The 21,128-nt window shown below is 64.9% G+C and carries 18 protein-coding genes; 3 read left to right on the plus strand and 15 right to left on the minus strand.

Annotated features, from left to right (window positions below):
- Positions 1-30: 30 nt before the first annotated feature.
- Positions 31-468, minus strand: a complete 438-nt coding sequence (locus BLS27_RS00080) for a carboxymuconolactone decarboxylase family protein (RefSeq protein ID WP_070575245.1) — start codon at positions 466-468, stop codon at positions 31-33.
- A 226-nt stretch (positions 469-694) separates the two neighbouring features.
- Here BLS27_RS00080 and BLS27_RS00085 point away from each other — a divergent pair, with 226 nt between their 5' ends.
- Entirely contained in the window at positions 695-1,153 is a 459-nt protein-coding gene (locus BLS27_RS00085) for a nucleoside deaminase (protein WP_090342152.1), read from the plus strand.
- Positions 1,150-2,346: a cyanate transporter gene (locus BLS27_RS00090; RefSeq protein WP_090342155.1), complete on the plus strand. Its 1,197-nt coding sequence runs from the start codon at positions 1,150-1,152 to the stop codon at positions 2,344-2,346. Before BLS27_RS00085 ends, BLS27_RS00090 begins: the two co-directional genes overlap by 4 nt.
- Here the strand turns inward: BLS27_RS00090 and pdxR are convergent.
- The 9 genes from pdxR to BLS27_RS00135 form a co-directional block, all read right to left on the minus strand.
- Complete coding sequence (gene pdxR, locus BLS27_RS00095) at positions 2,339-3,772, minus strand: MocR-like pyridoxine biosynthesis transcription factor PdxR (RefSeq protein ID WP_043214775.1); 1,434 nt, start codon at positions 3,770-3,772, stop codon at positions 2,339-2,341. The genes BLS27_RS00090 and pdxR overlap by 8 nt on opposite strands.
- 149 nt (positions 3,773-3,921) lie before the next feature.
- On the minus strand, positions 3,922-5,145 hold the full coding sequence (gene glcF / locus BLS27_RS00100) for a glycolate oxidase subunit GlcF (protein ID WP_090342158.1): 1,224 nt from the start codon (positions 5,143-5,145) through the stop codon (positions 3,922-3,924).
- Positions 5,146-5,152: 7 nt separating this feature from the next.
- Positions 5,153-6,205, minus strand: a complete 1,053-nt coding sequence (gene glcE / locus BLS27_RS00105; protein WP_090342162.1) for a glycolate oxidase subunit GlcE — start codon at positions 6,203-6,205, stop codon at positions 5,153-5,155.
- A complete protein-coding gene (gene glcD, locus BLS27_RS00110) occupies positions 6,205-7,704 on the minus strand; it encodes a glycolate oxidase subunit GlcD (RefSeq protein WP_090342166.1) in 1,500 nt (499 codons plus the stop codon). The genes glcE and glcD overlap by 1 nt, the downstream gene beginning before the upstream one ends.
- A gap of 112 nt (positions 7,705-7,816) precedes the next feature.
- On the minus strand, positions 7,817-8,791 hold the full coding sequence (locus tag BLS27_RS00115) for a PDR/VanB family oxidoreductase (protein ID WP_043212670.1): 975 nt from the start codon (positions 8,789-8,791) through the stop codon (positions 7,817-7,819).
- Positions 8,792-8,853: 62 nt separating this feature from the next.
- The gene (locus BLS27_RS00120; protein ID WP_090342170.1) at positions 8,854-10,302 is read right to left on the minus strand and encodes an NAD-dependent succinate-semialdehyde dehydrogenase; all 1,449 of its coding nucleotides are present in this window, start codon (positions 10,300-10,302) and stop codon (positions 8,854-8,856) included.
- 48 nt (positions 10,303-10,350) lie between these two features.
- Positions 10,351-11,469 carry an aromatic ring-hydroxylating oxygenase subunit alpha gene (locus BLS27_RS00125; RefSeq protein WP_043212675.1) on the minus strand — a complete coding sequence of 373 codons (1,119 nt, stop codon included), beginning with the start codon at positions 11,467-11,469 and terminating at the stop codon, positions 10,351-10,353.
- A gap of 154 nt (positions 11,470-11,623) precedes the next feature.
- The gene (locus BLS27_RS00130) at positions 11,624-13,222 is read right to left on the minus strand and encodes a BCCT family transporter (RefSeq protein ID WP_090342174.1); all 1,599 of its coding nucleotides are present in this window, start codon (positions 13,220-13,222) and stop codon (positions 11,624-11,626) included.
- Between the two features lie 253 nt (positions 13,223-13,475).
- Positions 13,476-14,567: a tartrate dehydrogenase gene (locus BLS27_RS00135; RefSeq protein WP_043212680.1), complete on the minus strand. Its 1,092-nt coding sequence runs from the start codon at positions 14,565-14,567 to the stop codon at positions 13,476-13,478.
- Between the two features lie 99 nt (positions 14,568-14,666).
- Here BLS27_RS00135 and BLS27_RS00140 point away from each other — a divergent pair, with 99 nt between their 5' ends.
- Entirely contained in the window at positions 14,667-15,578 is a 912-nt protein-coding gene (locus tag BLS27_RS00140; RefSeq protein WP_043212682.1) for a LysR substrate-binding domain-containing protein, read from the plus strand.
- 136 nt (positions 15,579-15,714) lie between these two features.
- Here the strand turns inward: BLS27_RS00140 and BLS27_RS00145 are convergent, their stop codons facing one another.
- From BLS27_RS00145 to ribBA, 5 genes are all read right to left on the minus strand, one after another.
- Positions 15,715-16,863, minus strand: a complete 1,149-nt coding sequence (locus BLS27_RS00145) for an ABC transporter ATP-binding protein (protein WP_070575279.1) — start codon at positions 16,861-16,863, stop codon at positions 15,715-15,717.
- A 19-nt stretch (positions 16,864-16,882) separates the two neighbouring features.
- A complete protein-coding gene (locus BLS27_RS00150; protein ID WP_043212685.1) occupies positions 16,883-17,692 on the minus strand; it encodes an ABC transporter permease in 810 nt (269 codons plus the stop codon).
- Positions 17,693-17,698: 6 nt separating this feature from the next.
- Entirely contained in the window at positions 17,699-18,616 is a 918-nt protein-coding gene (locus BLS27_RS00155) for an ABC transporter permease (protein WP_043212687.1), read from the minus strand.
- A complete protein-coding gene (locus tag BLS27_RS00160) occupies positions 18,613-19,638 on the minus strand; it encodes a polyamine ABC transporter substrate-binding protein (protein WP_070575286.1) in 1,026 nt (341 codons plus the stop codon). The genes BLS27_RS00155 and BLS27_RS00160 overlap by 4 nt, the downstream gene beginning before the upstream one ends.
- Before the next feature lie 329 nt (positions 19,639-19,967).
- Positions 19,968-21,089 (minus strand): bifunctional 3,4-dihydroxy-2-butanone-4-phosphate synthase/GTP cyclohydrolase II, encoded by a 1,122-nt coding sequence (gene ribBA / locus BLS27_RS00165; RefSeq protein ID WP_070575289.1) that lies wholly within the window; start codon positions 21,087-21,089, stop codon positions 19,968-19,970.
- Positions 21,090-21,128 lie beyond the last annotated feature (39 nt).

Here is a 21,128-nt window from a genome sequence, read left to right on the forward strand (position 1 = left end):
GTTTGTCGTGGCTGTTTTCAGGGCAGGGTGTCAGGCCGGGACCATGGCAAAGCCTACGCCGAAGCGGTTCCAGGCATTGATGGTGGCGATGGCCAGGGTCAGGTTGGCGACTTCGGCGGGCTCGAAGTGTTCCAGCAGGGCTTCGTACTCCGGCTGCGGCGCGCCGCGCTCGGGCAGGCGGGTGAGGCATTCCAGCCAGGCCAGGGCGGCCCGTTCGCGTGGGGTGAAATAGCGTGTTTCCTGCCAGGCGCAGAGGGTCTGCAGGCGAGCCTCGGTCTCGCCAGCCTTGCGCGCATCGTTGGCGTGCATGTTGACGCAATAGGCGCAGCCGTTGATCTGCGAGGCGCGCAGGCGGACCAGTTCGAGCAGGGAGTTTTCCAGGCCGCTGTTGGCGAGGGCTTGCTCCAGGCCGATCATGGCTTTGTAGGCTTGCGGGGCGTGCTTGGCCCATTCGATACGTTCGTGCATGGCGGACTCCGGTGTAAGGGGATCACGTTTGCCGGCGCTGGGGCAGCGCCTGGCCTTGGTCATACGTTAGCGCTAGGGCACGAACGGCCCGATAGCCAATCCTGCGCTTTGCCAGGAGGCCAATGGGCTATTCAGGGGGCCACTGACCTGCATCCAATCTCTTCATTTTTGCTGGCGCCGCTCAGCCGCGATAATGAACACGTCTTGCACCGAGAGATTTCCTACGATGTCCGATGAACGTTTCATGCGCGAAGCCCTCGACCTGGCCCGCGCCAATATCCAGGCCGGCGGCCGGCCATTCGGCGCCGTGCTGGTGTATCAGGGGAAAGTGCTGGCGCGTGCCGTCAATGAAATCCACAGCACCCAGGACCCGACCACCCACGCGGAAATGCAGGCGATCCGCAAAGCGGCCCAAGCCCTGGGGCAGGCGCGTCTGGACGGCGCCGAGATCTACGCCAGTGGTCATCCATGCCCGATGTGCCTGGCTGCCATGCACCTGTGCGGCATCGAGCGCGCCTGGTTCGCCTACGACAACGACGAGGGCGAGCCCTATGGGCTGTCCACCGCGGCGGTGTATGCCCAGATGGCTCGTCCACCCCAGCAGCAAAGCCTGCCTCTGCGGCCGCTCAAACCCGCCGGTGAGGCCGACCTGTACATTCAATGGAAGCAGGCGCACCAGGGATGAGTGGCGCACTGAACCTACTGCTGGTGCTGTTGCTGGCACTGAACCTGCGGCCGATCCTCACCAGTATCGGTCCGTTGCTCGAACCCATGCGCGCAAGCACCGGCCTGGGCTACCAGCAGGCTGCGCTGCTGACGGCTTTGCCGGTGCTGTGCATGGGCCTGATCCCATTGCTGCAACCCTGGCTGCGCCGCTGGTTGAGCGAGCATGGCGGCATGCTCATGGGCCTTGCGGCAATCGCCCTGGCGTGCCTGTGGCGCTTGCAACTGGACAGCGCCTGGGCGCTGATTGCCAGTGCCGTGCTGGCCGGGCTCGGCGTGGCCGTTGTCCAAGGGATGATGCCTGGGCTGGTCAATCGCTGGTTCCCCACGCGCCTGGCGACCACCATGGGCCTGTACTCGGCGGCGTTGATGAGCGGCGGTGGTTTGGCGGCCGTGCTTGGCCCGTCCATCAGTGCCGCGACCGGGCGCTGGCAGGTCGGCCTGGGCGTCTGGGCGCTCCCGGCGGTGCTGGCAGTATTGGCCTGGCTGGCGCTGCGACCACGGCACAACACGCCGAAACTCGCCGGTGGCGGGGGCGGGCATTGGTTCGGCAACCGCCGGGCTTGGCTGCTGGCCAGCTACTTCGGACTGATCAATGGCGGCTACACCAGCATGGTGGCGTGGTTGCCGGCCTACCACATCGAGCACGGCGGTACCGCGCAGGGGGGTGGTGAGCTGGTTGGTTTGATGACGATCTTCCAGGTCACCGGCGCCTTGGGGCTGCCGCTGTTGCTGCGCAGCCTGGCGGACCGTCGCCCGGGCCTGTGGCTGGCGCTGTCTATCCAGTTGGGGGGCTTTCTTGGCCTGCTGCTGGCGCCGACCTTGGCCATGGGTGTGTGGGTGGCGATGATCGGCCTAGGCCTGGGCGCGTGCTTCAGCCTGAGCCTGACCCTGACCCTGGAACATTTGCGCAAAGACCCTGCTCAAGCCGGGAGCCTGGCCGCGTTCGTGCAGGGCATCGGGTTCATCATCACCGGGATCATTCCCTACCTGACGGGCTGGTTGCGCGATATAAGCGGCGATTTCCAGGCTTCCTGGACCTTGCTCACCATCACCGTGGTGGCGATGCTGCTGGTCACGGCGCGCTTCGCCCCGCACGGCTATGTCGCCGCCATCGCTCGCCCCGGTCAGCCGGCCCAGGCAGCGGTCAGCTGAGGCCTTGCAGGGTATCGCGCACGCGGTCCAGCGCGGTGTCGATATCCAGCAATTCGATGGCCCCGAAGCCCAGCAACAGCCCAGGACGCACCGGGGCCTCGCTGTAGAACGGGGCCAGCGAATACAGGCCGACCTCTACCTTGCGCGCCAGGCTCACCAGCAAATCCACATCGACCTCGGGGCTGGCCAGGGCGCTCAAGTGAAAGCCGGCGTTGGCCGGGACGGCCGTCAGCCAGGGCGCCAAGTCGCTGCTCAGACGGGCCAGGATTCGCTCCCGGCGGGCGCTGTATACCTCATGACAGCGGCGGATATGCTTGTTCAGGTGACCTTCGCTGATGAACCGCGCCAGCGCCCATTGCTGCACGCTCGGGCTGTGCCAGTCGGTCAGGTGTTTGGCCACGCATGCCGCGCGTAGCACGCTCGCAGGCAGCACGGCGTAGCCCAGGCGCAACTCGGACAGCAAGGTCTTGGAAAAGGTGCCCACGTAGGCCACCAGCCCATGGCGGTCCAGGCGCTGCAAGGCATCGCTGCCCGGCCCCTGGTAGCGGAACTCGCAGTCGTAGTCGTCCTCGATGATCAATGCCCCCAATTCGGCGGCCCGCGCCAGCAGGGCGGTGCGCCGGCGTTCGCTCATCGGCATGCCGAGGGGGAACTGATGGGACGGTGTCACGTAGATCAGCCGCGTGCCGTCGGCGATCTGTTCGACGCACAGCCCTTCGTCATCCACCGGCACCGACTGCAGGTGCGCGCCCAGCGCCAGGAACAGCTGGCGCGCCGGTGGATAGCCGGGGTCTTCCATGGCCACTTGGCAGCCGGGTTCGATCAGCACCCGGGCGATCAGGTCCAGTGCTTGCTGGGCACCGTTGCACACCATCACGTCGGCCGCGCTGCAATGCACGCCACGGGCGAAGGCGATGTGGTGGGCGATGGCTTCGCGAAGTTCCGGCAGGCCTTGGGCGTCGAACTGGCGTTGGGTGTGACGCTGGCTGCGGCGCAGGGCGTACTGCAGGCAACTGCGCCACTGATCGAACGGGAACTGCGCCTTGCTCGATGCGCCACCGACGAAGTCGTAGCGCGATGGGGTCTGCAGAGCGGACTGGGAGAGCACCGTGGCCCGCTGCTGCCAGCGCGCCACGGACGCGGCGGCGGCCAGGGGAATGGCCTGGGCCTGGATGGCTTGCAAGGGGCGTTGCGGTGTCACGAAGGTGCCGCGACCGACCACGCCGCTGAGCAGGTTGTCGTAGGTCAGGCGCGAGTAGGCTTCGGCGACGGTCTTGCGGGACACGCCCAGTTGTTCGGCGAGCAGGCGAGTGGGGGGCAGTTGGGTGCCGGCGGCCAGGTGACCGCTGTCGATGCTGGCACGCAGTTGCTGATAGAGCTGGTCGGCCAGGCCTTTGCGGCCTTGCAAGCGGATGTGCAGTTCCATGGGGTTGTCCGGGGGGTGAGAGGGCAAGCTTCGGGGTTTGTGGGGTTGGCTGCAAGGGCGCGGGCTGCAGGGCAGTCCTTCGCGGGTAAAGCCGCTCCAGCAGAGGGCAGCGCCAACCTTGTGGGCGCTACCCGCGAAGTGGCGGTCGGCTAGGTGTCTGTCAGGGCAGCGTCGACGATCTCGATCCAATGGCGGACCGGTGTGCGTCCGGCGCTGTCCAGGTGCGCCTGGCAACCGATGTTGGCGGTGGCGATGAGCTGAGGGTTGCCGCTTTCCAGCGCCGTGAGGCGATCGTCCCGCAGGCGGCGCGACAGCGCAGGTTGGGTCAGCGAGTAGGTGCCGGCCGAGCCGCAGCACAGGTGGCTGTCCGGCACGGGAGTAAGGGTAAAGCCCAGGCGTGACAGCAACTGCTCCACCGCACCGCCGAGCTTCAGGGCGTGCTGCAGGGTGCAGGGGCAGTGGAAGGCCAGACGCTGCTCGGCACACAGGCCTAGTCGCTCGACGGGCTCGGCCTGCAGCACCTCTACCAGGTCTCGGGCCAGGGCGCTGACCCGGGCGGCCTTGGCGGCGTAGCGCGGATCGTTTGCCAGCAAGTGTCCGTAGTCGCGCACGAAGGCACCGCAACCACTGGCGGTCTGCACGATGGCTTGGGCGCCGGCCTCGATGGCAGGCCACCAGGCATCGATATTGCGCCGCGCCCTGGCCAGGCCGTGCTCCTGGGCGTTGAGGTGGTAGTCGACCGCGCCACAACAGCCTGCTGCGGCCACCGGTTCCACACTGATCCCCAGGCGGTCCAGCACGCGTGCGGCCGCGGCATTGGTGTTGGGCGACAGGGCCGGCTGCACGCACCCTTCGAGCAGCAACACCCGACGGGCATGGTGGGGGGCCGGGCGTTGGCCGGGAGCTGCGATCCGTGCGGGCAGCTTGGCTTTGAGCACGCCGGGCAACAGCGGGCGCAGGGCCTGGCCTGTACGGGTCAGGGCCTTGAACAGCACAGGATGCGGCACCACGGCGCGCAAGCCCTGGCGCAACAGGCGCTCACCCAGCGGGCGCGGGACCTGTCGTTCGACCACGGGGCGGCCGATGTCCAGTAGGTCGTGGTAGTTGACACCCGATGGACAGGTGGTCTCGCAATTGCGGCAGCTCAGGCAGCGGTCCAGGTGCAACTGGGTGCTGGCGCTGGCCGGCGCGCCTTCGAGCACCTGCTTGATCAGGTAGATGCGTCCGCGCGGGCCATCGAGTTCATCACCGAGCAGTTGATAGGTGGGGCAGGTGGCGGTGCAAAAGCCGCAATGCACGCAACTGCGCAAAATGCGTTCGGCCTCTTCGCCGCGTGGCAGGGCCTTGGCGGCCTCGCTCAGGTTGGTTTGCATGGCAGCCTCACAGGTCTGGGTACAGGCGACCAGGGTTGAAGATGCCCTGGGGATCGAGTTGTTGCTTGAGCGTGCGGTGGTAACGCATCAGTGCGGCAGGCAGCGGCGGCATGCTGTCATCGCCCGGCGTGTACGCCGTGGCATGGCCGCCGACCTGGGCCAGTTGCGCACGTAGCTGCGCTGGCGCGGCCGAAGACTTCAACCAGCGCTGGGCACCGCCCCAGTCGATCAATTGCCTGCCGGGCAACGCGAGTGGGCCCGTGGCGGTCGGTACCGAGAGTCGCCACAGCGGCGCCGGGTCGTCGAAAAAGGCCAGGCGCTGTTCGCGCAAGTCCTCCCAGAAGCGGCTGTCGAGCGCCTCCCCCCCCAGCCGCTGGCGGGCCGACAACACCGAACCTTCTCCGCCTTCCAGGCGCAGGTAGAGCGCTTGGCCGTCGTGGCAGGCGGCGCTGATCGGCAGCGGTTGCTGACCCCATTCGGCCAGTGCGTGCAATGCTTGGTGAGTGTTCATCTCCAGGCGAAGGCTCGCGCATTGACGGGGTCGTGGCAGCACTTTCAGCGACACCTCGGTGAGCAGGCCCAGGCAGCCGAAACTGGCGACCATCAGTCGTGAGACATCGTAACCGGCGACGTTCTTCATCACCTCGCCGCCAAAACGCAGCAGCTTGCCGTGGCCGGTGATCACACGCGTGCCGAGCACGTAGTCGCGCACCGCCCCGGCCCAGGGCCGGCGTGGCCCGGACAACCCTGCGGCGACCATGCCCCCGAGGCTGGCATCCGGGCCCAGGTGGGGCGGCTCGCAGGGCAGCATCTGGCCGGCTTCGTGCAGTACTGCTTCGATCTCGCGCAGGGGCGTGCCGGCGCGGGCGGTGAGCACCAGTTCGGTCGGATCGTAGCGCACGATGCCTCGGTGGCTTCGGGTATCGAGGATTTCGCCAGTCACAGGGCAGCCCAGCATGGCCTTGCTGTTGCTGCCCTGGATGCGCAGAGGGGTGTCCATGGCCAGGGCTTGGTTGACTTGCTCGAGCAGGTCCTGGCTCATGTCGCGGTCCGCATTCATCAGAAACGCTCCAGGTCAGGGAAGGGCAGTTGGCCCTGGTGTACGTGCAGGGCGCCGAACTCGGCGCAGCGGTGCAGGGTGGGGATGTTCTTGCCGGGGTTGAGCAGGCCTTTGGGATCGAACGCGGCCTTGACCGCATGGAACAGGGTGATTTCGTCGGCGTTGAACTGGGCGCACATCTGGTTGATCTTTTCACGCCCGACGCCATGCTCGCCGGTGATGCTGCCACCGACCGCCACGCACAGCTCCAGGATCTTGCCGCCGATGGCTTCGGCGCGCTCCAGTTCGCCGGGCAGGTTGGCGTCGAACAGGATCAGCGGGTGCATGTTGCCATCGCCGGCGTGGAACACGTTGGCCACCCGCAGCCCGTATTCCCGGGACAGCTCGGCGATGCCCCTGAGTACCCCAGGCAGTTCACGGCGGGGTATGGTGCCGACCATGCAGTAGTAGTCCGGCGAAATGCGCCCCACCGCGGGAAAGGCGTTCTTGCGCCCAGCCCAGAAACGCACGCGTTCGGCCTCGTCGCAGGCCAGGCGTACCTCGCTGGCACCGGCCTGGCGCAGCAAGGCGGCGACGCGCTCGCAGTCGTCCTGCACGTCCGATTCCACACCGTCCAGCTCGCACAGCAGGATCGCCGCCGCCTCCACCGGGTAACCGGCGTGGATGAAGTCTTCGGCGGCGCGGATGGCCAGGTTGTCCATCATCTCCAGGCCGCCTGGGATGATGCCGGCGGCGATGATATCGGCGACCGCGCCGCCGGCCTTCTCGACGCTGTCGAAGCTGGCCAGCAGCACCCGCGCGACCTGGGGCTTGGGCAGGAGCTTGACGGTGACTTCGGTGACGATGCCAAGCATGCCTTCGGAGCCGGTGAACAGCGCCAGCAGGTCGAAGCCGGGGCAATCCAGGGCATCGCTGCCCAGGGTCAGGTGTTCGCCTTCGACAGTGAGGATGTCCACCTTGAGTAGGTTGTGCACGGTCAGGCCGTATTTGAGGCAATGCACGCCGCCGGCGTTTTCGGCGACGTTGCCGCCGATGGAGCAGGCGATCTGCGAGGAAGGGTCCGGCGCGTAATATAGGCCGTAAGGCGCTGCTGCCTGGGAGATCGCCAGGTTGCGCACGCCGGGCTGGACCCTGGCATAGCGCCCTTGTGGGTTGACCTCCAGGATGCGGTTGAAGCGCGCCATCACCAGCAGGATGCCCTGGGCCAGGGGCAGGGCGCCGCCGGAAAGGCCCGTGCCCGCGCCGCGCGCCACCACCGGTACGCCGCGTTGATGGCACAGGCGTAGCAGTGCCTGGACCTGGTCGAGGCGCTCGGGCAATGCCACCAGCAATGGCACGGTGCGGTAGGCCGAGAGGCCATCGCATTCGTAGGGTTTGAGGTCTTCGGCGTGGTGAAGGATCTGAAGATCCGGCAGGGCGTCGTGCAGGGCTGCCAACAAGGCCGCCTTGTCCACGGTGGGCAGGGGGCCGTCCAGGTGTTCGTCGTAGAGAATACTCATGGCTCGGCTTCACGCCTCCGGTGGGAAGGCGGTTGAGCCGTGGTATGACAGCGGCATGGGCTTGGGTCTCTTGTTCTTGTCGTCAAGAGACCAGCCTAGACCACTGTGACTGTTACAGGTCGAGCACCAGGCGCGCGCTGCGGGCACGCGAGACGCAGAGCATCATGGTTTGCTGCGAGGCTTTTTCCTCGTCGCTCAGGTACTGGTCGAAATGCTCGGCTTCGCCCTCGAGGATCGCGGTTTCGCAGGTGCCGCACACGCCTTCGCGGCACAGGCACTCGACCTTGGCCGCCTTGGACTTCTCGATGGCCTGGAGGATGGTCATGCCTTCCTCGACCTGCAGCTCGGTCCCGGACTTGGCCAGCACCACGGTGAATGCAGCGCCGGCGGCGGGCGCTGCGGCGGCGAACTGCTCCCAGTGCACGCGCGAGGCATCGATGCCCGCAGCGGCGGCCGTGGCGATGACGGCGTCGATCAGCGGCTTGGGACCGCAGACATAGAGGTGCGCGTCGTCGGCCAAGCCCGCGCACAGGCCGGCCAGGTCCAGCTTGCGGTCCAGGCTGTCGATGTAGAAGCGGGTGCTTTGCGCATGCGGGCCGCTTTCCAGGTCACCCTGGAAGGCGCCGTGCTCCGGGGCGCGGAAGGCGTAGTGCAGCTCGTAGGGGGTATCGCTGCCTTCGAGTTCATGCAACTGGGCCAGGAACGGGGTAATACCGATGCCCCCTGCGATCAGCACGTGGCGGCCGGCCGTGGGGTCCAGGGCGAACAGGTTGTTGGGGGTGGAGATGGTCAGCTCGGTGCCCACCTGGACGTGATTGTGCATGAACGCCGAGCCGCCCTTGGACTGCTCTTCCAGGCGCACACCAATCTGGTAGCTGGACAGGTCACGCGGGTCGCTCATCAGCGAGTAGGCATTGCTGAACTGGCTGCCACAGGCCGACTGCATCTGCACGATGACGTGACTGCCGCCGCTGAAGGCGGGCAGGCTGGCACCGTCTTCGCGGGCCAGGGTGAAGCGCTTGATCAGCGGCGTGGCCTGTTCCACGTCGGTGACACGCACCTTGAACATTTCGTATTGCTTGGCCATGGTTCACCTCGACTTGCTCATCACGCGGCAGGCCCTGCCGCGTGACACAGATACTGGCTCGCTCAGACGGCGAGGCACAGGTACTTGATTTCCAGATAATCCTCGATGCCGTACTTGGAGCCTTCGCGGCCCAGGCCCGATTGCTTGATGCCACCAAATGGCGCGACCTCGTTGGAGATCAGCCCGGTATTGATGCCGACCATGCCGTACTCCAGGCGCTCGGCCACGCGGAACACGCGGGCCAGGTCACGGCTGTAGAAGTACGCCGCCAGGCCATACTGGGTGGCGTTGGCCAGTTCGATCACTTGCTCGTCGGTGGTGAAGCGCACCAGCGCGGCCACCGGGCCGAAGATCTCTTCCTGCAGCAGCTCCATGCCCGGGGCGATGTCAGTGAGCACGGTCGGCTCGAAGAACTGCCCGCCCAGGGCGTGGGCCTTGCCGCCCAGCAGTACGCTGGCGCCTTTGCCGGTGGCGTCGTCGATCAGGCTGCGTACCTTGGCCACGGCCTTGTCGCTGATCAGTGGGCCAATCTGCGTGCCTTCGGTGTCGCCAGGGCCGACCGCCAGGGCGCGCACGCGCTCGACGAAGCGTTGGGCGAAGCGCTCATAGACGCTGTCGTGCACATAGAAGCGGTTGACGCACACGCAGGTTTGCCCGGCGTTGCGGTACTTGGCGATCAGTGCGCCTTCGACGGCCGCCTCGATGTCGGCGTCATCGAAGACGATGAACGGGGCGTTGCCACCGAGTTCCAGGCTGACCTTCTTGATGGTTTCGGCGCACTGGCCCATGAGCAGGCGACCCACCGGGGTGGAGCCGGTGAAGCTGAGCTTGCGCACGCTCGGGTGGCCGGTGAATTGGGCGCCGATGGCCGGGGCATCGCCGGTGACCACGCTGAACACCCCGGCAGGGATGCCGGCGCGCTCGGCCAGTTCCACCAGCGCCAGGGCGCTGAACGGGGTTTCGTTGGCCGGCTTGACCACGATGGTGCAGCCGGCGGCCAGCGCCGGGGCGACCTTGCGGGTGATCATCGCCGCCGGGAAGTTCCATGGGGTGATCGCGGTGCACACGCCGATGCCTTGCTTGATCACCAGCAGGCGTTTGTCATTGGCCGGGCTCGGGATCACATCGCCGTAGACGCGCTTGCCTTCCTCGGCGAACCACTCGACGAAGGAGGCGGCGTAGCGGATCTCGCCCAGGGCTTCGTGCAGGGGTTTGCCCTGTTCGCGGGTCATCAGTCGGGCCAGGTCCTGCTCATGTTCGAGCAGCAGTTCGAACCAACGGCGCAAAATGCTCGCCCGCTCTTTGGCGGTACGGCCGCGCCAGTCTGCCAGGGCCGCTTCGGCGGCTTCGATGGCGCGCACGGCTTCGGCGCTGCCCATCAGTGGCACATGGCCGAGCAGCTCGCCGCTGGCCGGATCATTGACCGCCAGGGTCTGGCCGCTGTCGGCGTCGCACCAGCGCCCGTCGATGTAGGCTTGCTGGCGCAGCAGTGTGGTGTCTTGAAGTTTCACGCAAGGCTCTCCGAAGGCCGCCGACCCGCAAGCCGGCGGCCGGGCGCATCAGTCCAGGTGGGCGACGGCGATCAGGTTGTGGAAATGGGCGATGCCATGCTCGCTCACGCCGCTGCGCTGCTGGTCGACCATGATCCGGCCCTGGCCACGGTAGCCACGGGATTTCAGGCCTTTCTGCACGCTTTCGACTAGGCGCAGGTCTTCTGGGCGGAAGACTTCGCGGTACCAGTCGATCAGCTTGAGCTGCTCTTCGGTCAGGTCCTTGTTCAGGAAGTAGATGTCGTAGTGCTGCAGGGTGGTTTCGGCATCGACCGGGAACTCATAGATCACGGTCATGAAGTTGGCGCCTGGCGGCACGTTGAACATGGTGCACGGCCAGGCCCAGAAACCGGCGAACGATGGGTCCTTGACGGATTCGTCGAACTTGAACGACTGCTCGGAGGGCTTGGCCAGGCCGTACTGCAGGGTCCAGTTGCCGTGCAGGCTATGGTTGTACTGGCCGACGTCGACGGAGTCGGAGAAACCTGGGTGGGCCGGGGCGCAGTGGTAGCACTCCAGGTAGTTGTCGACGATCGACTTCCAGTTGGCCGGGGTGTCGCTGACAAAACGCGCGGCCAGGTGCAGGTCGTCGATCACGGCGCAGGCTTCGCGCATGCGCTTTTGCAGACCCGGCAACTGGTCTTCCACGCTGCCGGCCTCCATGTCCATGTTGATGAAGATGAAGCCTGCGTACTCTTCGACGCGTAGCTGCACCAGGGTGGAGTTTTCCTTGTCGAAGTTGACCACGTTCTCGCAGTTGCGGGCGTGGGCCAGCTCGCCGTCGAGCTTGAAGGTCCAGGCGTGATACGGGCAGGTAATGACGTTCTTGGCCTTGCCGCTGCCTTCGAGCAGTTGGTGGCCACGGTGCGGGCAGACGTTGTAGAAGGCACGCAGCACATCGTCGCGGCCACGCACGACGATGATGCTCTCGCCGATCACCTGGCGGGTGATGTAGGCGTTCTTTTCAGCGACTTCGCTGCGATGACCGACGCAGATCCAGCTTTTGGCGAAGATCGCTTCTTTCTCATGCTCGAACACGGCGGCCTGGGTGTAGAAGTTGGCCGGAAGGGTGAAGGCCTCTTCAGGGTTGGCGCAGAAATCGGCTGGCAGTCGTTTGAAATCGTTCATGGCTCTTTCTCGGTTTTTACTTATTGGTTAACGCGTATCTATTGGTTAACAAGTCGGGCAAAAAAATTTGGCCGGACGCTTTAGGGCTGCTATGCAGCCCATCGCAGGCTTCGCCAGCGCCTACAGGAGACTGGCGATGCCCTGGGTCATGCGATCAATGCAGGGCAGCGGCGCTGCGCGGTGCCTGGTGCTCCGGCTCTTCGCCGGCCAGGCGCGCGGCCTCTTCTTCGATACGGTAGGCCGGAACCTGGCCGTAGTCGGCGGCGAGCCATTTGAAGAAGCCGTAGATCTTCACCAGCAGGATCACCATGAAGGGGATCGCGGTGAGGACCACAGCGGTCTTCATGGTCGACAGCGAGGCCTTGGCGAACAGCATGGCCAGCGGCACCAGGGTCAGCACGATGCACCAGAACAGACGCAGGGTCGGGGTCGGGTCCTCGCCTTCGCGCAGGTTGCGGGTGCTGGTGGCGGCCACGGCGTAGGCCGCTGCATCCATGTGCGAGGCGCAGAACACCGCCATGATGAACAGGTACACCGCCAGGAACAGGGTGCCCCATGGCAGGGCCAGCAACAGGTCGGTCACTGCGGCTTCGCCACCGACGCTGCTCAGCAGCTTTGGCACGTCGATCTGGCCGTTGATGAACTGGTGCATGCTGTAGCTTTCCAGGGCGCCGAAGAAGAACCAGCAACCGAAGCTGCCGCCCAGCAACAGGGCGAACACCACTTCCTTGATCTGACGGCCGCGCGAGACACGGGCGACGAACATGGCAACGCCTGGGGCGTAGGACACCCACCACAACCAATAGAACACGGTCCAGTTGCGGGTGAAGGCGCCGTCACCGGCAGGGTCGGTGAACAGGCTCATGTGCACGTAGTGCTGGATCATCAGGCCGATGGCGTTGGCAGTGTTGTTGACGGTGAACTGGGTCGGACCGACCAGCAGCACGACCACGGCGAACAACAGGGCGCCGATGCACACCATCTTCGACAGGCGCTGCAGGCCACCGTCGATGCCGATGTAGGAGCTGAGCGAGAACAGCAGCGCTACCGCACCGATCACCATCAATTGCACGGTGAAGGTGTTGGGAGTGCCGGCTAGGTCCGACAGGCCGCGGGTCAGGGTCGAGGCGGTCAAGGCCAGGGAAACGGTCAGCGCGCCCATCATGGTCAGCAGGAAGATCAGGTCGACGGTGCGTCCCACAGGGCCGGTGGCCTTGAAGCCGGTCACCGCTTCGATGATCGAGGCCAGGTTCAAGCCGCTCTTCTTGCGCACGTGGAAGTGGTAGGCCATGGCCAGCGAGGCCAGGGCGTAGATCGACCAGGCGCTGATACCCCAGTGGAAGAACGAGTAGCTGACGCTGTACTCCAGAGCTTGGGCCGACATCGGGGCGATGTTAAGACCGGGGGTCTGGTAGTAGTAGGCCCATTCCATCACGCCCCAGTACAGGGTCGAGGAACCCATGCCGGCGCAGATGAACATGAAGACCCAGGTCGCCGTGGAATATTCCGGTTTGCCAGCGCCCAGGCGGATGTTGCCGTACTTGCTGAAGGCAAGGTACAGAACGGCCAGGGAACTGCCGAACACCAGCACCTGGACGCTGGTGCCGAAGGTACGGGTGGACAGTTCGAACAGGTGGTTGGCCATGCTTTCCGCTTGGGCGGGGTAGGCAGCAAGGCCGATGACAGTGAGCAGTACAGCGATCAGGCTCACGGTAATCAGGAACACATCAATCTTTTTATTGTTGTGGGACATCAATTGTCTCCTGGAGCGTTTGGAATGCTAAGCGCTTGGGAAGTCCATGTCAGATAGAGCTTTTTTCCTCGACTGTTAACCTAAAGTTTACGCATATCTTTTGGTTAACGAAGTGTGCATTGAAATGGGGCAAAACTGCAATAGGATCGTCAGACAATCTGATGGTTGGTGGCGTCTATTTCGCGGGTAAACCCGCTCCTCCAGGGTCGCGGGGCCTGGCGAGCGGGTTTATTTGCTAATGGACGCCGCCGAATCAGGCCCCCAGCAGTTCTGCGATGGCCTTGCCGACTTCCTGGGTCGAGCGGTTCCCGCCCATGTCGCGGGTGGTATCGCCGTTGGCGATGACCGTCTCGATGGCCTTGAGGATGTCGTCATGGGCGGCCTGGTAGCGGGCGTCTTCACTGTCCTTGCCGAGGAATTCGAGCATCAGCGCGCCGGACCAGATCATGGCGATCGGGTTGGCGATGTTCTTGCCGTAGATGTCCGGCGCCGAGCCGTGTACCGGTTCGAACAGCGATGGGAACTTGCGCTCTGGGTTGAGGTTGGCCGACGGTGCGATACCGATGGTGCCCGCGCAGGCCGGGCCCAGATCCGAGAGGATGTCGCCGAACAGGTTGGACGCCACCACCACGTCGAAGCGTTCCGGCTGCAGCACGAAGCGGGCGCAGAGGATGTCGATGTGCTGTTTGTCCCAGCTGATCTCTGGGTAGTTGGCTGCCATGGCGGCGGTGCGCTCGTCCCAGTAAGGCATGCTCACGGCCATGCCGTTGGACTTGGTCGCGGAGGTGACGTGCTTGCGCTCGCGGGTCTGGGCCACGTCGAACGCGTACTTGAGGATGCGGTCCACACCACGGCGGGTGAACACCGACTCCTGCAGGACGAACTCGTTCTCGGTGTTCTCGAACATGCGACCGCCCAGGGAGGAGTATTCGCCTTCGGTGTTTTCGCGAATCACCACGAAGTCGATGTCACCCGGTTGCTTGTTGGCCAGCGGGCAGGGCACGCCAGGGAACAGGCGAACCGGACGGATGTTCACGTACTGGTCGAAGTCGCGGCGGAACTTGAGCAGCGAGCCCCACAGGGAAATGTGGTCCGGGACTTTGTCTGGCCAGCCGACCGCACCGAAGTACAAGGCGTCGAAGCCCTTGAGCTGTTCGAACCAGTCGTCGGGCATCATCTTGCCGTGAGCCAGGTAGTAGTCGCAGCTGGCCCACTCGAAGAATTCGATCTCAAGGTTCAGGCCATGTTTGCGCGCGGCGGCTTCGACCACGCGGATGCCTTCGGGGAGGACTTCGTTGCCGATGCCGTCACCGGGGATGGCGGCGATTTTGAAAGTCTTGCTCATGGGGGCGCACTCGCTGTTCTGGGTAACGGATGCTGGCCATGCTATAAGGACGCTAACCGGAGATAATCTGGTGAATCATCAATTCTTGGTGCACGAATCGTGAATAATCTGCCTAACCTTGACGACCTGGATATCTTCCTGCAGGTGGCGCGCCGCGCCAGCTTCGCCGCCGTGGCCGACGAGCGCGGCATGTCGGCTGCCTTTGTCAGCAAGCGTATTCGTCTGCTTGAGGAGAATCTCGGTGTGCGCCTGCTGCACCGCACCACCCGGCGGGTGACGGTGAGCGAGGAGGGCGAGCGGGTGTACCAGTGGGCGTTGCAGATCTTCGAATCCCTGCAACGCATGGACGATGACCTCAACGCTGGCCAGCGCGAACCGGCCGGGCAGTTGCGTATCGCCAGCAGCCTGGGGCTGGGCCGACGCTTCGTGGCGCCTGCGCTGTCGGAGCTGGCGGCGCGCTACCCGAAGCTGGATATCCGCCTGGATGTGCATGACCGCCTGATCGACCTGATTGCCGAGGGGGTGGACCTGGACATTCGCGTGGGCAACGTCATTGCGCCGAACCTGATCGCCAAGCTCCTGGCGCGCAACCGTCGGGTGCTGTGCGCGGCACCTGGCTACCTGGCGCGCAGGGGCACGCCCAAAAGCCTGGCGGATCTGGCCAGCCATGACTGCCTGGTGATCAAGGAGCGTGACCACCCGTTTGGTGTATGGCACCTGGAGGGACCAGGCGGCGAGCAAAGCGTGCGGGTGACCGGCCCGTTGTCCAGCAACCATGGCGAGGTGGCGCACCAATGGTGCCTGGATGGGCGGGGCATCCTGTTGCGCTCATGGTGGGATGTGCACGACAACCTTGCCGACGGGCGACTGGTTCAGGTGCTGGAGGACTACCAGCAGGCGGCGGACATCTGGGCGGTGTACACCACGCCCCTGGCCGGGTCGGCCAAGGTGCGGGTGGCGGTGGAGTTCTTCCGGCAGTACTTCGCCGAGCGATATCAGCTGCCTGTGTGAGCCTTGATGTTCAGCGTTGTTGCGTTCGCGGGTAAACCCGCTCCCACAGGGACAGCGGTGTCATTGAGAGCACCGCAGAGCCTGTGGGAGCGGGCTTAGCCATGAAAGGGCCGGTACGCTCTGCGCCTGACCCTGCTCAATGCGCTCCGGCAGCTTTGCTCAGGTCACTCTCGGCCCATTCGGTGTAGATGCAGGCATCAGCGACTGCCCAGCGGACCTTCACGGTATCTCCGGGCTGCATCGGCATGCCGGCTGCCGACAGCGCCTTGACGGTCATTTCGGTGCCGCCGACAGTCACCACATGGCAGGTCTGGCTCTCGCCGAGGAACAACACTTCCCCTACCTTGGCGGTCACTTCGTTCCAGCCGGCGGGCAATGGCTCGCGGGCTGCCTGCTCGGCGCTCAAGGCCAGGGCTTTTTCCGGGCGCACCATGATCAGCGCATCCTGCCCGGCATTAAGGCCCGTGGTCAGGCGGATCGCCAAGGACTGCCCTTCGAACGCGGCCGCGCCATGGCTGCTGGCCTTGACCCGCAGGAAGTTGGAATTGCCCAAAAACGATGCCACGAAGGCATTCGGCGGGTTCTGGTACAGGTCATAACCCGTGCCCAGGCCGACGATCTTGCCGTGGCTGAAGATCGCGATGCGCTGGGACAGGCGCATGGCTTCTTCCTGGTCGTGGGTCACGTAGACGATGGTGATCCCCAGGCGGCGGTGCAACTGGCGCAGTTCGTCCTGCAGGTCTTCGCGCAGCTTCTTGTCCAGCGCGCCCAGGGGCTCGTCCATCAGCAGGATGCGCGGCTCGTACACCAGCGCCCGGGCAATGGCCACGCGTTGCTGCTGACCACCGGAGAGCTGGGCGGGGCGGCGGTGGGCGAACTTTTCCAGCTGCACCAGCTTGAGCATGGCGTCGACCCGCTTGGCGGTCTCGGCGGCGCTCTGCTTGCGGATCGCCAGGGGGAAGGCGATGTTGTCGCGCACCGACAGGTGCGGGAACAGCGAGTAGCGCTGGAACACCATGCCGATGTCACGCTTGTGCGGCGGCACTTTCACCAGCGATTGGCCGTCCACCAGGATTTCGCCGCTGCTGGGGGTCTCGAAGCCTGCCAGCATGGACAGGGTGGTGGACTTGCCCGAGCCGCTGGAGCCAAGGAACGTCAGGAACTCGCCGTCCTGGATCTCCAGGTTGATGTTGTCCACCGCGGCGAAGTCGCCGTAGTGCTTGTTCAGGTTGCGCAGGCTGACCAGGGTCTTGGCGGGCGCGGCATCTTTCATCACTGCACTCATTGTTGTTGTCTCCGGGCGCTCAGGCGCTGACTTCGTTGCGCCGGCGCAGGGCGGCGGCGATGACCATGACCAGGACCGACAGGCCGATCAGCAGCGTCGAGGCGACGGCGATCACTGGGGTCAGGTCCTGGCGCAGGGTGGTCCACATCTTCACGGGCAGGGTCTGCAGGGTTGGGCTGGCCATCATCACGCTGAGCACCACCTCGTCCCAAGAGACCAAAAAGGCGAACAGGCCACCGGCGATCATCCCTGGACGGATCGCCGGGAAGGTCACCTTGAAGATCGCCTGCAAGCGCGAGGCGCCGCAGATCACCGCGGCGTCCTCGATCGACTGGTCGAACAGCTTGAGCGAGTTGATGATCGAGATGATGGTGAAAGGCAGCGCGACGATGACGTGGCTGACCACGAAGGAGAACAGCGTGCCGGTGTAGCCGAGCTTGAGGAACAGCGCGTACACCGCCACGGCGATGATCACCAGCGGCACGATCATCGGCAGGGTGAACAGGCCATACAGCAGCTCGCGGCCTGGGAAGCGTCCGCGTACCAGGGCAAAGGCCGTGGGCAGGCCCAGCAGTACGGCGCAGATCGTGGTGAGCACGGCCACCTTGAGGCTGGCCAGGGCAGCGTCCATCCACTCGGGGTTGGAGAAGAACTGGCCGTACCACTTCAAGGTCCAGCCGGGTGGGGGGAACACCAGCCACTGGGACGAGCCGAACGACAGCAGCACGATGAACAGGATCGGCAGCAGCAGGAAGGCCGCGATCACCCCGGTGGTCAGGTACAGGCCCGTGCGCAGCGGCCGGCCCATGGCATTGGGAGTCAGGAGCATGGCGGTTTACCTCGCGTTGCCGACCGGGGATTCCGGCTGCAGCTTCAGGTAGAAGTAGAAGAGCACCAGGGTGATCAGTACCAGCAACGCAGCGGCGGCGCTGGCCAGGCCCCAGTTGAGGAACGATTGCACCTGCTGGACGATGAATTCAGGCAGCATCATGTTCTGTGCGCCGCCGAGCAGGGCGGGGGTCACGTAGTAACCGAGCGACATGACGAACACCATCAGCGCGCCGGAGAACAGCCCCGAGCGGCACAGTGGGATGAACACCTTCCAGAAGTTGGTCCAAGGGCTCGCGCCGCAGATCGAGCCGGCCTGCAGGACCATCGGGTCGATGGCCTGCATGGTCGCCTGCAGCGGCAGCACGATGAACGGAATCATGATGTAGCTCATGCCGATCACCACGCCTGTGAGGTTGTGCACCATCTCCAGCGGCGCATCGATGATGCCCAGCGCCATCAACACCTTGTTGATCACCCCCGAGGCCTGCAGCAGCACCAGCCAGGAGTAGGTGCGGGCCAGCAGGCTGGTCCACATCGACAACAGTACGATGTTCAGCAGCCAGCGGCCCCAGCCGCGCGGCACCAGGGTGATCGCCCAAGCCAGCGGGAAGCCCAGCAGCACGCTGATCAGGGTCACCAAGCCCGCCACAGAGAAGGTGTTGAACAGCACCCGCGCATAAGCCGAATTGGCGAACAACTGTTCATAGTTGCCTAGCCCCGGTACGGGCTCCAACACCCCGCGCAGCAACAGGCCAATCAGCGGGGCGAAGAAGAACAGGCCCAGGAAAAGCAGCGCCGGCAGCAGATTGCGGCTGCCCCGCCAGCGCTGGCTCAGGGGAGGGCGGCGCACGGCCGCTCCCGGGGCGCCGGTGCCGCTAGGGGCACCTTGGGCGTTGTGCAAGGCGTTGATGGCGACTTTCATTTGACCAGCCACTCATTCCAGCGGGCCGCGATGGCCTGGCCGTTCTTCGCCCAGTAGGCGAAGTCCAGGGTCACCTGGTCCTGGGCATAGGCAGTCGGCAGGTTCGGTGCCAGCTCCGGCTTGAGCTGGGCGATGCTGTCGAGGTTGACCGGGGCGTAGGCGGTGAGATTGGCAAAGTCCGCTTGCCCCTTGGCGCTGCTGGCGTTGGCCAAGAACTTCATGGCCGCGTCCTTGTTCTTGGCGCCCTTGGGAATGACCAGGAAATCGGCCATGACCAGGTTCTGCTTCCAGCTCACGCCCACCGGCGCACCGTCCTGCTGCAAGGCGTAGACCCGACCGTTCCAGAACTGCCCGAGCGAGGCTTCACCGGAGGCAAGCAGTTGCTGGGACTGGGCGCCGCCGCCCCACCAGACGATGTCTTTCTTGATGGTGTCGAGCTTCTTGAAGGCGCGGTCCAGGTCCAGGGGGTAGAGTTTGTCCGCCGGTACGCCGTCGGCCAGCAGGGCCAGCTCCAAGACACCGGGGCTCGGCCATTTGTACAGGGCGCGCTTGCCGGGGTAGGTCTTGGTGTCGAACAGGGCCGACCAGTCCACCGGCTTGTTGGCGCCGAGCTTGCCTTCGTTGTAGCCGAGCACGAAGGAGAAGAAGAACGAGCCGACGCCATGGTCGGAAACGAATCGCGGGTCGATGCGGTCGCGCTGGATCGTGGTGAAGTCCAAAGGCTCAAGCAAGCCTTCGCTGGCGGCGCGCAGGGCGAAATCGGCTTCGACATCGACCACGTCCCACTGCACGTTGCCGCTCTCGACCATGGCCTTGAGCTTGCCGTAGTCGGTGGGGCCGTCCTGCACGACCTTGATCTTGCTGCTTTCGCTGAAGGGTTCGGCCCATGCCTGTTTCTGGGCGTCCTGGGTGGTGCCGCCCCAGCTGACGAAGCTCATGCTGTCAGCAGCCAGGGTGGCTTGGCAGGCCAGGGAGAGCAGGCTGGCGGACAGCACTGCGGTGACTCGTTTGCTCAACAGCATGGTTAACGCCCTCATTGCTTTTGTTATTTGAGCGGGCTTCCTGTCGCCCGCCATGTATTCGGGGAGCAGCTTTCCAACGATGTCGCGTGGCCGTTGTTTGAAGTGTAGGTGCGGCCGGAAATCTAAGGTCTACGGGATATCATATTATGGTATTCCAAACTTTTCGCAAGAGGTCGAAGGCGACCGGCCATCACTAAAAACGCCGGCCCCACTCAGCGAAACGCCACGCCGTCCTCCAGGGGGACGGCGTGGCGTTCTCAAGCGGTGGGTTGTGTGTTTACCCGCGAAGCACACCGCAGAGCAGGACGGTGGCTGTCACGGGTGTCGGCTCAGTTGAACTCGGCGGGCTCGAAGGGAATGCTCTGCACCACCTCCAGCTCGTATCCGGCCAGGCCTGCGTATTTGAGCGGTGGCCCCAGGTGTCGCAGTTTGCCCACGCCCAAGTCCTGGAGAATCTGGGCGCCAGTGCCCACTTCGGAGTAGACCTTCGACTGGCCTCGTTGGAATGGCTTGATCGGCTGGGTCAGCTGCGGCACGCGTTCGAGCAGGGCCTGGGAGGACTCGTGGTTGGCCAGGATCACCACCACGCCCGTGCCTTCGGTGGCGACCTTTTGCAAGGCTGCCCACAAAGTCCAGTTGGCGGGCCCTGCGTATTCGGCGCCGACCAGGTCGCGTAAGGGGTCGATGACATGCACCCGTACCAGGGTCGGCTGTTCTCGACGGATATCACCCATCACCATGGCCATGTGCACGCCACCGTCGATGCGATCTTCGTAGGTCACCAGGCGGAAGGTACCGTGCACGGTGGGCAGTTCGCGCTCGCCGATGCGTTTGATGGTCTGCTCGTTGCTCAGCCGGTAGTGGATCAGGTCGGCGATGGTGCCGATCTTGATGCCGTGGCGTTCGGCGAACACTTCCAGGTCCGGGCGGCGCGCCATGGTGCCGTCGTCGTTGAGCACTTCGACGATCACCGAGGCGGGGGTGAATCCGGCCAGGCGCGCCAGGTCGCAGCCGGCTTCGGTGTGCCCGGCGCGGGTCAGCACGCCGCCTTCGCGGGCGCGCAAGGGGAAGATATGCCCTGGTTGGACGAGGTCCTCAGGACGTGCGTCGGGCGCCATGGCGGCGGCGACGGTACGGGCTCGGTCGGCGGCCGAGATGCCTGTGGTGACGCCGGTGGCGGCTTCGATAGAGACGGTGAACGCTGTGCTGAACACACTGCCGTTGGCCGGCACCATCTGCTCCAGGCCCAGACGCTGGCAGTGCTCGTCGGTCAGGGTCAGGCAGATCAGCCCGCGTGCCTCGCGGGCCATGAAGTTGATGGCCTGGGCGTCACAGCGCTCGGCGGCGATCAGCAGGTCGCCTTCGTTTTCACGGTCCTCGTCGTCCACCAGCAGGACCATCTTGCCCTGGCGGTAGTCCTCGAGGAGTTCTTCGATGCTGTTGAAAGCCATGCTGCACACTCGCTGTGGTAGGGTGATTTTTATGGTATA

Source organism: Pseudomonas guariconensis (genome assembly GCF_900102675.1).
Lineage (GTDB): Bacteria > Pseudomonadota > Gammaproteobacteria > Pseudomonadales > Pseudomonadaceae > Aquipseudomonas > Aquipseudomonas guariconensis.